Source organism: Brevibacillus sp. MS2.2 (genome assembly GCF_013284345.1).
Lineage (GTDB): Bacteria > Bacillota > Bacilli > Brevibacillales > Brevibacillaceae > Brevibacillus > Brevibacillus brevis_C.
The window spans coordinates 39,402-48,852 of record NZ_JABSUZ010000003.1 but is presented as its reverse complement, the minus strand read 5'-3'; the positions used below and the strand labels follow the sequence as shown (position 1 = coordinate 48,852).

12 protein-coding genes and 1 pseudogene are annotated in these 9,451 nt (G+C 45.2%); all 13 read left to right on the top strand.

The features are described from left to right. Positions 1-274: 274 nt before the first annotated feature. Positions 275-364 (top strand): annotated as a pseudogene (locus tag HP568_RS03380) (iron chaperone); the annotation flags it as partial. Between the two features lie 204 nt (positions 365-568). Beyond that, positions 569-1,027, top strand: a complete 459-nt coding sequence (locus HP568_RS03375; protein ID WP_173628327.1) for a ribosomal maturation YjgA family protein — start codon at positions 569-571, stop codon at positions 1,025-1,027. A 55-nt stretch (positions 1,028-1,082) separates the two neighbouring features. Continuing rightward, positions 1,083-1,694 (top strand): DUF4304 domain-containing protein, encoded by a 612-nt coding sequence (locus HP568_RS03370; protein WP_254551017.1) that lies wholly within the window; start codon positions 1,083-1,085, stop codon positions 1,692-1,694. A gap of 108 nt (positions 1,695-1,802) precedes the next feature. After that, positions 1,803-2,273, top strand: coding sequence for a hypothetical protein (locus tag HP568_RS03365; protein WP_048033143.1), 471 nt, complete (start codon positions 1,803-1,805; stop codon positions 2,271-2,273). Positions 2,274-2,626: 353 nt separating this feature from the next. After that, positions 2,627-2,884 carry an autorepressor SdpR family transcription factor gene (locus tag HP568_RS03360; protein ID WP_305852939.1) on the top strand — a complete coding sequence of 86 codons (258 nt, stop codon included), beginning with the start codon at positions 2,627-2,629 and terminating at the stop codon, positions 2,882-2,884. A gap of 86 nt (positions 2,885-2,970) precedes the next feature. Then, entirely contained in the window at positions 2,971-3,177 is a 207-nt protein-coding gene (locus HP568_RS03355) for a hypothetical protein (protein WP_254551016.1), read from the top strand. 15 nt (positions 3,178-3,192) lie between these two features. Next, positions 3,193-3,954, top strand: coding sequence for a CPBP family glutamic-type intramembrane protease (locus HP568_RS03350; protein ID WP_173628325.1), 762 nt, complete (start codon positions 3,193-3,195; stop codon positions 3,952-3,954). A 9-nt stretch (positions 3,955-3,963) separates the two neighbouring features. Beyond that, positions 3,964-4,281 (top strand): heavy metal-binding domain-containing protein, encoded by a 318-nt coding sequence (locus HP568_RS03345; protein WP_007729137.1) that lies wholly within the window; start codon positions 3,964-3,966, stop codon positions 4,279-4,281. A gap of 27 nt (positions 4,282-4,308) precedes the next feature. Next, complete coding sequence (locus HP568_RS03340; protein ID WP_235617483.1) at positions 4,309-4,509, top strand: hypothetical protein; 201 nt, start codon at positions 4,309-4,311, stop codon at positions 4,507-4,509. A 209-nt stretch (positions 4,510-4,718) separates the two neighbouring features. After that, a complete protein-coding gene (locus tag HP568_RS03335) occupies positions 4,719-5,393 on the top strand; it encodes a response regulator transcription factor (protein WP_173628324.1) in 675 nt (224 codons plus the stop codon). Then, on the top strand, positions 5,390-7,210 hold the full coding sequence (locus HP568_RS03330; RefSeq protein ID WP_048033138.1) for a sensor histidine kinase: 1,821 nt from the start codon (positions 5,390-5,392) through the stop codon (positions 7,208-7,210). Before HP568_RS03335 ends, HP568_RS03330 begins: the two co-directional genes overlap by 4 nt. A gap of 113 nt (positions 7,211-7,323) precedes the next feature. Beyond that, positions 7,324-8,010, top strand: a complete 687-nt coding sequence (locus HP568_RS03325) for a GDSL-type esterase/lipase family protein (RefSeq protein ID WP_173628323.1) — start codon at positions 7,324-7,326, stop codon at positions 8,008-8,010. A 21-nt stretch (positions 8,011-8,031) separates the two neighbouring features. Then, the gene (locus tag HP568_RS03320; RefSeq protein ID WP_173628322.1) at positions 8,032-9,438 is read left to right on the top strand and encodes an MBOAT family O-acyltransferase; all 1,407 of its coding nucleotides are present in this window, start codon (positions 8,032-8,034) and stop codon (positions 9,436-9,438) included. Positions 9,439-9,451: the final 13 nt, after the last annotated feature.

Sequence of the window (9,451 nt, the reverse complement as noted above, 5' to 3'; positions counted from 1 at the left end):
TCCAAATGGGGTAGCGCGCGTGTAGGCTTGCGCTACCCCGATATCCATACGGGAACAACGCCAGAAGAATGGGATTATGAAACAGTCGGGAGGCATTGCCTCATGACAAAGGGTGTTGATATGAACAGTTCTTTGATACTGAAGGAATAAATTATGATGCCGGTAAATGCTTACGGACTCGACTGAATGACATAATTATCTTAGAAGGGAGCAAAAAGGAATCTTTTGAAGAATATTGAGCGAGTATTGATAACTGGCAACCTCGTGCTATTTGGATAGTCCGGTTGATTTCTCATTACTTGAGAAAATGATCGAATTTCATATTTTGGAGAAGCCAGGCTGTTCAACTTTTTGGCGGAAATAGCTCAACATCATAAAACAGATCACTTGATAGGCATCGATACTATTCAGTGATCTGTTTTTATATGTTTCTCTATTCCTAGCTTTACAACGCAAAGTGTCTCAATCTAGTTGTTCACTGAAAATAATGTTTTAGACTCAAAAATAAAGTGATAGACTGTGAAAAATAGATTAGATTTAGACTATACACAGGGAAGATTGATGGTGTATGCACAAAGCCGAATGGAAGGACTACCGGACGATACCTATGCGCATACGCAACGAGCGCTCGGCGTGTCGATGGAGAGACAGGGTCGCCTATTTCGTAGCCGTTTTTGTTGTCATGGCTTTGGGCTTAGGGTCCAGAGCATACGCCGATGTGTTGCCTGTCTTTGTAGCGGAGCATTTTGGCGATGCATTATGGGCGTGCATGATCTACTATGGTTTTCGCACTTGTTATGCTCATAAAAAGATTTCTTTTTCTTTCTGGTGCAGCTTCGCGTTCTGCTTTGCGATCGAGGTTAGCCAATTGTATCAGGCCGATTGGATCAATCACCTACGGGAGACAACTCTTGGGGCGTTGGTATTAGGAAAAGGCTTTTTGACGGCGGACCTTGTACGGTACACGGCGGGAGCTGTCGTTGTTGCCCTGCTCGACCTCGATTGGTCTTGGCGTAAGCGCTCGTGATTTTTGACACATATTTGAAATAAAAATCTAACGTAAACGACTAGGAGGGATCAGGTTGCAGCAGCTCTTTACCAATATGATTAAACAGGACGTAAAGCCGTTCCTTTCCAATCACGGCTTCGCAAAGAAGAATTTGAATTTCACTAAGAGAACAGAAAACAGCCTCATCTACATGTTCAACTTTCAAAAATCTGCTGGCAATGCAGCGGATCATGTAATGTTTTATGTGAATTGCGGAATTTATGCAGCGGAGTTGGCACAAATACAATCGAGAGAGATTCTAACAGCACCTCAAGAAGCGGAGTGTCACTTCAGAGCAAGAATTGGGGAAATCGTTGAGTCTGTTCCAGATCGATTTTCAATCACTCGTGATACGAATATGGAAGATGTAAGTAAAACGCTGCTAAGTGGTTTAGAAGAGGTTATTCATTTCTATGATACGATGACCAGCGCCAGATCTATTGTTGATTATTACACCACTGGTCCATTTTTACATCTGAGCGAAGAGAGCTTTCATTTGCTCTTACAGTCCAATGATGTAGTAGCGGCTAAACATTATTGGAAGGCTTTGCAGGAAAAGTACGGAACAGAAAAGCGATGGACCATATTCGAGAATAAATACACGGCCATCTTCAATAAATACGGAGTGGAATTTGATAAGCGATAAATCAGCACAAAAAGGTCTAGTCGAAACCAATTTTTGGTAAAATAGGCGAACGAATAGGCGGAAAATTCATAACGTAAAGTGTAGCAAAGCCAATGGAGGAGGGAATTTATGTACGGGTGGTATCCACATGAGGGTTATTATCCAATTTCGGCGGGAGAAGGCAGACCATACAACGATTATGAATTACTGCGACACATTGCCAGATTAGAGCGACGTCTGGCGGAAGTACAAGAAGCCTTGTCAGCCTGTATGAAAAAGAATGACGCATTAAAAAAGGATTTAGAAGTTGTTAGACAGCAAAGCCCAATGCAAACGCAAAACGATCAAACCTATCAACAGGCAGCAGTAGATAAAGTAAATGTCAAATGTATTGCAGCGACAGGGACATCAGTAACCTTTGAAATATCAGGAAGAAGATTAACGTTTGATAGCGATTATTATGGGAAATATGTAGGCGAGTATACTCCTGGAAAAGTATACGTAGCCATGGCGGATTATGGAGCGGGGCAAATCTATCTAACCATTAAGGATGATAATGAAATTTGGCATACATTTAGATATTCACGTATCCAATCGTAATTGATAAGTTGTGCTCATATGTCGAGTGATACAAACAAGGATACTGACTGCGCGTTGTAAGAAAATATTTATGTCACTCGACATTATACATACTTCGGAAAGTACCTGTAAGCAAATATTCAGCCCAAATCAAGTCATTTAGAATAGGCGACGGCTGCATATGTTCGATTTCATTGACGAATTACGTTCTTTGTGTAAATTATTGGAGGAATTTTTCATTTATGGTAGAATCAATATATAGATGGACGATCCAGTGGTGTCTTACGAGCCTGGCACAAGGTATTTCTCAACCTAAGATTTAGATAAATTCCTAAATATCTAAAAGTGCTGAATGAAAGTAGGATCGATTGATTATGTCAATGAATTACGCATTTAAGGCACTCTCTGATCCCACCAGAAGAAAGATTCTTGAGCTGTTGAGGGAGAAAGATATGACGGCTGGAGAAATAGCCGACCATTTTCAAATGACAAAGCCCAGCATCTCCCATCACCTCAGTTTGTTGAAACAGGCACAAATGGTTTACGACGAACGAAAAGGGCAAAACATCTACTACTCACTTAATACGACCGTTTTTCAAGACTTATTAAAATGGGTTCTCCAATTCCATTAGAAAGTGAGGTAAGTACTCGTAACGGCGATTAGCAAATTTAGCTCTCTCGGCACATTGCCGGTGGAGCCTCGCTGGTATTCAATATCGTGATCTTCACGATTCCACAATTTCTCGGAAAATTTTTGGATATGGTATCTCCAGGTGGTTTGTCAAATGCGGCGATGATGATTCAAGAAAACGCAACTCTGTCGCAAGCAGTCATCACAGGTTTACCGGGCCTCGCAGGTGTCTTTACACTCAACATCGTGTTGTGCTTTAAGGGCTGGTACTTTTTTGAACGATCAGAAATCTAAAGAGGAGGCGTAGAAATGGAACATTTTTGGCTGATCTGGTTGGTTAGTGTACTCTGCGCTTTATGCACTATACCTATTCAATCCAACATGATTCGCCAACATGTACAGTTGCAAGCCGCCATCTACCCTAATAAAAAAGTCCCGCCTATTTCCGTCATGGTTGCGATTATGATCATTCAGAGTTGTGTATTTCTGACTGTGGCGATTGCTATAGGCTTATGGCTCATGCCTTCTACTGGTCTTCGACTCTGGATTCTCGATCACTGGGTGTCCGGAGCAGGGCTGCCGTTTTCCATCAGGTCGTTCTGGGCGGTTTCTATTGGTTCAGGTATCGCCGTTGGTCTCTTGGTAAAATGGGTGGATCGTTCTTTCTTTCAACAACACATGACCACCATAATGGGTAAAGAACCGATTTCATCACGATTTTTCGGCTTTCTCTCGTCTTTTTACGGAGGAGTTTGCGAAGAAGTACTCATGCGTCTAGGGGTTATGACTGTTGTCGTATTTTTGGCACAGAAGATTGGATGGATGGGAATTTCCTATTGGCTGGGTATCTGTATCGCTGCTATTGTTTTCGCTGCATCCCATCTCCCAACCAATTACATGACGTACGGAAAAGGCAATGTGGTCACTGTATGGACGTTGTTGCTAAACGGTATCTTGGGCATCTTGTTTGGCTCCCTATATTGGGGATACGGTTTAGAAGCTGCGATTATTAGTCATTTTAGCGCTGACATCGTGCTACATGTGATCTTCAAAAATAAAAGCAGAAAGTAGGAGAAGCAAATGATCGTCGTAACAACAGAAAACATTCCAGGATATCGTGTCGTTGAAGTAAAAGGAACGACTTTCGGCTTGATCGTTCGAGCACGCGGAATTGGGGGAGACATCATGGCAGGTCTTCGTTCAGTAGTTGGCGGAGAAATCAAGGAATACACAGTGCTCTTGGAGGACGCGCGCAAACAGGCGCTTGACCGCATGATTAAAAACGCAACTGCCATGGGAGCTAACGCTGTAGTAATGTGTCGTTATGACTCTGGAAATATGGGAAATATGGGGGAAGTTGTCGCATACGGTACAGCAGTTGTCGTTGAAAAGGTGTAATGAATGATTTATGTCCTTTATTACATTGTGTTTCAGATCTTACTTTTCATCACTTTGCTAATCATTTCCAAAATCAAGGACAAGCGACTGCACGCAGACCACGGAGAAATCGTTCCGCCCGGATTTGTGTCGACGAATGAAGTGATGATCGACCCGGTAACTCAGGAAAAGCGTCGTGTATACTTCAATCCGAAGACCGGGGATCGCTATTACAAAATTGAAAAATAAGATGGATAGTAAAAACGAGCCAAATCTTGCTAGATGACAAGATTTGGCTTTTGTTGTGCGTCCGGCATGGGCGATAGCTCGCACGGTCTGGAAACTTGCCTGATTAGAAAATGGGGTCCTCTACGACCTGCCATATTGTGACGACTCCAAAGTCATGATAACATTCTAAAAAATATCTTCAGAGAGATAGAGGACGAGAGGTCATTAGCATGACGAAAACGATACTGATTGTGGAAGACCAGCAGGTTTTGCGAGAGATTATGAAAGAATACTTGATGGACGAAGGATACGAAGTACTGGAAGCGGGGGACGGAACTCAGGCGCTGACGTTATTTCAGGAGCATGAAGTGCATTTGATCATTCTGGACGTTATGCTGCCGGAATTGGACGGGTGGTCAGTATGCAGACGTATTCGCAAAGTTTCCAACGTCCCGATTCTGATGTTAACAGCTCGTTCGGATGAGGATGATACGTTGCTTGGGTTCGAGCTCGGGGCGGACGATTATGTAGTGAAACCGTGCAGTCCTCCCATCCTGCTGGCACGCTCCAAACGCTTGCTGGAAAATCGGCAAATGCACGAACCCGCGGATATGTTGTCTGGCGGCGGGATCACGATTCACCTGCCGTCCCGAACCGTTTCGATTGAGGGAAAAAACTATAGCTTGACGCACACGGAATTCGAAATTTTGGCCTACTTGATGAAAAACAAAGGCATCATCCTCACCAGAGAACAGCTCATTACAAAAATCTGGGGTTACGACTTTGTCGGCGAGGATCGTACGCTCAGCAGCCATATTCGCAATTTGCGTTCCAAGCTGGGAGAGTATGCGAAGCATGTCGTCACTGTTGTTCGTTCCGGTTATAAATTCGAGGACCGGCCATGAGAAAAAGCATTGTACGCAAGCTGTTTCTGCTCACGACGAGTTTATGCCTGTTTGTGATCGGGAGCATTTTTATCGGACAAACCGTATTTTTCGAGCAGTTTTATGTGCATCAAAAGGTAGAGAAGGTGAAGGAAGCCCTTCAATTCTATCGGCAAAACGAGTTGATTCATGCCGGGGCTTCCCAGGATGAAGTCAGGAAGGAACAGGAGTTTTATCAAAAGACGAGTGCCTGGTTTGCTCGATTGGATGAAAGAGGCCATCTGAAATACACGGACGATTTCCAGATGGAGGTCCGTCTGGATAACTCAGACGAAAACACAGCTCTTTCTGGCAAGTCAATTGTCGTTCCATTGTACACGGTCATGGATGTGGAGGATGTAAGCACCGATACCCCCTTCTTGGATACCTTTGTGAAAGTGGGGAAACAGATTGCCATGGAAGGGATCATGATCGATAATCAATTTTATCCGCAACGGATCGGGAGGAGTGTCTCCAATCTCAGAGAGGAAGATCAACTAGAGAATCAGCAACTCGTCAAAAAAGAGTATGAGGTCGTCCCGCGATTCAAGAATCCCACCGAATACCATGAGCGTTATCCCAGCGTTTTGGTGCGCGGAACCATCACACAGGTCCAGACACCGCAAGGCGCGGATGTATCCCGCTATACGAACCGGTTATTTCTTGAACGAGTGAAAGCTTTTCAAGCGGATCTTCTATATGGAGATGAAGTGGTGCAAACAAGCACCATAACGGAATACAAAGTGAACGATATGGAATACAAAATATTCGTAGAGCGCGTGACCGATCAAACAGGGAATCCCGTCTATCTGTTCGCCATGACATCGCTACAGCCCGTAAACGAAGCAACGGGGGTTATGCGAAGTTATTATGGCTACATCATTGCGGGTACCTTGCTGCTCGTTCTGCTCGCCTCCTTCTATTACTCCCGTAGAATAGCAGCTCCTTTGCTCCGCATGGACGACATGACGCAAAAAATGGCCAAGCTGGACTTCTCTGAAAAAATTCCGATCAAGACAGAGGATGAGATCGGCAGCCTGTCACGGAATATTAATCGGCTTTCGGATATGCTGCATGCCCATATTGTCCGTCTGGAGCAGGATATTGAGAAAGAAAAGCGACTAGAGCAAACGCGCAAGGAATTTATTGCTGGCGTGTCCCATGAGCTGAAAACTCCGCTCAGCATCATGGAAAGCTGCCTATACATTTTGAAGGATAAGGCGGACAGCCCGAAGCGAGACTACTATTTTGCTGCGATGGAAGATGAAGTGAAGAAGATGAACCTGCTGGTTGCGGATATGCTGGAATTGGCAAAATATGAATCTGGTACGTATAGAATGCAGATGGATTCGTTCCGGATTGATGTGCTACTGGAGCAAATCTGCGTAAAGTTGGCACCTGACATTGCCAGCAAGCAGTTGCAGTTGCACCACTGTTTAGCCCCAGTCGAGGTCATCGCCAATCAGCATCGAATCGAGCAGGTGATCGTGAATTTCCTGACAAATGCCATACGGTATACGCCTGACCACGAGGATATTGTCATCTCGACGATTGAAGAAGGGGATACCGTCAAGATTTGCATCGAAAACAAAGGCGTCCATATTCCGGCCGAGCAGTTGGAGAAGATATGGGATCGTTTCTACCGCGGCGAGCATTCCCGCAACCGTTCGACCGGAGGAACCGGATTGGGTCTGGCAATCTCCAAGCAGATACTAGAACTGCATGGAACGTTTTATGGGGCAATGAATACGGACGAAGGCGTCTTGTTCTATTTTGAATTGAAGAAAAAGAAAGTGTAGAACCTCGGTTCTGCACTTTTTTTATTGCATTTCTATCCAATCTGCACACGATCTGCATCTGATCTTGATCTTTGACGATTACTCTTTACCTTGTTCAAGAAGAAAGGGGAAAGATGAACGTGCAAAGGAAAATGATGAGTATAACACTGTTCGCAATGGTCGCCTTATCCGTTGCGGCATGCGGCACCAATGGACAACCACCCGCTTCCGAGATTACCAGGCAAGCCGGGGAGATCTCCAATCCGGAGCAAACCTCATATGCATCACAGTATCAAACAAGCGTTTTTCTCGGAGATTCGATTACGGAGGGATTGTCTTACCATGATGTGCTGAAAGAGGAGAGCGTGCTCGCAGGTGCAGGGAAAACGGCTGAATTCGCACTGGAAGATGTGGACGAATTAGTCAAGCGAAAACCCGAGCATATTTTTATCCAGTTGGGTTCCGACGATATTTTATGGCCGACCGACCATCCCAAGGAATATTCGTTATCACATTACACCCAATTGATCGATCGCATCAAAGAAAGGCTTCCAGAGGCGTCGATCACGATATTATCCGTTACCCCGGTTACGGCAGAGGCAGAAAAAGCGGAGCCCCGCTATCAAAATATCGGCGACTACAATAAGGGACTGAAGGAGCTGGCAAGTAAGGTACAAGTCGGATACATCGATGTGTCGTCAATTGTGGCCGATCATCCTGAAATGTACGATGCGGACGGCATTCATTTCCAAGCCAAGTTTTATCCGATTCTGCTCGATTACGTAAAAGATGAGCTGGATCGCAAGAAGAGCGCAAAATAACGCCGCGGGAGGAAACGAACGTTGGTATTCAGCAGTCTGATTTTCCTGTTTCAATTTTTGCCCGCCGTACTGCTCATTTATTATGTGTCGCCAAATAAGCTGAGAAATGCTGTTCTGTTCGCAGCGAGCCTCGTCTTTTATGCATGGGGCGAACCGGTATATATCATCATCATGATTTTTACAACGGTATTTGATTATATCAACGGGCTCGTGATCGCCAAGTACAGTCACCGCAAGCCGATTGCCAGAGCAGTGTTGTTCGGCTCCATCTGTGGCAGTCTGGCGATTCTCGGTTTCTTCAAATATGCCGGGTTTGTTGTTTCGAATGTAAATGATCTATTCGGTCTGCATATACAGGTGGCTGATCTGCCACTACCCGTCGGTATTTCCTTTTATACGTTCCAAACGATGTCCTATGTAGTGGATGTATACCTAGGAAAAGTGCCGGCACAACGAAATATTGTCGCTTTCGGTACTTACGTCACGATGTTCCCCCAACTGGTCGCAGGTCCGATCGTCAAATATGGAGATATCGCGGAGCAACTGGTCTCTCGTAAAGTAACGCTGGAGCGGTTCGGGGAAGGAGTGGAATGGTTCATCCGGGGATTGGCCAAAAAAGTGCTACTAGCCAACAATATCGGACTGCTATGGACCAACGTGAAGTCGACGCCGATGGAGGACTTGACTGTCCTTTCCGCATGGCTCGGCATCCTGGCGTTTACGTTTCAAATCTATTTCGATTTCAGCGGGTATTCGGATATGGCACGTGGACTCGGAAAAATGTTCGGTTTCGAATTCCCAGAAAACTTCAAGTATCCGTATATTTCACGAAGCGTTACGGAATTTTGGCGCAGATGGCATATTTCCCTCGGTTCCTGGTTTCGGGAGTATGTCTATATTCCGCTCGGCGGCAACCGAATGGGCTTGGGCAAGCAGTTCCGTAACCTCTTGATCGTATGGTTCTTAACCGGTCTGTGGCATGGGGCGAGCTGGAACTTTATCGTATGGGGCTTATATTTCGGCTGTTTCGTTGTGTTGGAGAAGCTGTTTTTGCTGAAATGGCTGAAGCATTGGCCGAGCTGGGCAGGACATCTCTACACGCTGCTGATTGTCGTTGTCGGGTGGGTCTTTTTTGAATTCGAACATTTGCCTTCCGCGTGGATGTTCATCGGTGCGATGTTTGGTTTCGGGGCGCACGAATGGGTGGATCGCCAGGCGCTCTATGACCTGACGACGTATGGGGGATTGCTCGTTCTGTTGGCCTTGTGCGCGACACCGCTGCCAGGGAAAGTATTGGAGCAAATGAAAGCGCGATGGAATTCGGTAGGCATGATAGCTGCTCTGGCATTTTCTATCATTAGCTTGGTTTTGTCGTCAGCTTATTTGGTCTTTGAGGATTACAATCCATTCTTATATTTTCGGTTTTGAGGGGAGGTAGCTG

Excerpts from the sequence above, each read along its gene's own strand:
- HP568_RS03375 (WP_173628327.1), top strand. The coding sequence starts at position 569 with ATGCACAAAGCCGAATGGAAGGACTACCGGACGATACCTATGCGCATA.
- HP568_RS03365 (WP_048033143.1), top strand. The coding sequence starts at position 1,803 with ATGTACGGGTGGTATCCACATGAGGGTTATTATCCAATTTCGGCGGGA.
- HP568_RS03360 (WP_305852939.1), top strand. The coding sequence starts at position 2,627 with ATGTCAATGAATTACGCATTTAAGGCACTCTCTGATCCCACCAGAAGA.
- HP568_RS03350 (WP_173628325.1), top strand. The coding sequence starts at position 3,193 with ATGGAACATTTTTGGCTGATCTGGTTGGTTAGTGTACTCTGCGCTTTA.
- HP568_RS03345 (WP_007729137.1), top strand. The coding sequence starts at position 3,964 with ATGATCGTCGTAACAACAGAAAACATTCCAGGATATCGTGTCGTTGAA.
- HP568_RS03335 (WP_173628324.1), top strand. The coding sequence starts at position 4,719 with ATGACGAAAACGATACTGATTGTGGAAGACCAGCAGGTTTTGCGAGAG.
- HP568_RS03330 (WP_048033138.1), top strand. The coding sequence starts at position 5,390 with ATGAGAAAAAGCATTGTACGCAAGCTGTTTCTGCTCACGACGAGTTTA.
- HP568_RS03325 (WP_173628323.1), top strand. The coding sequence starts at position 7,324 with ATGAACGTGCAAAGGAAAATGATGAGTATAACACTGTTCGCAATGGTC.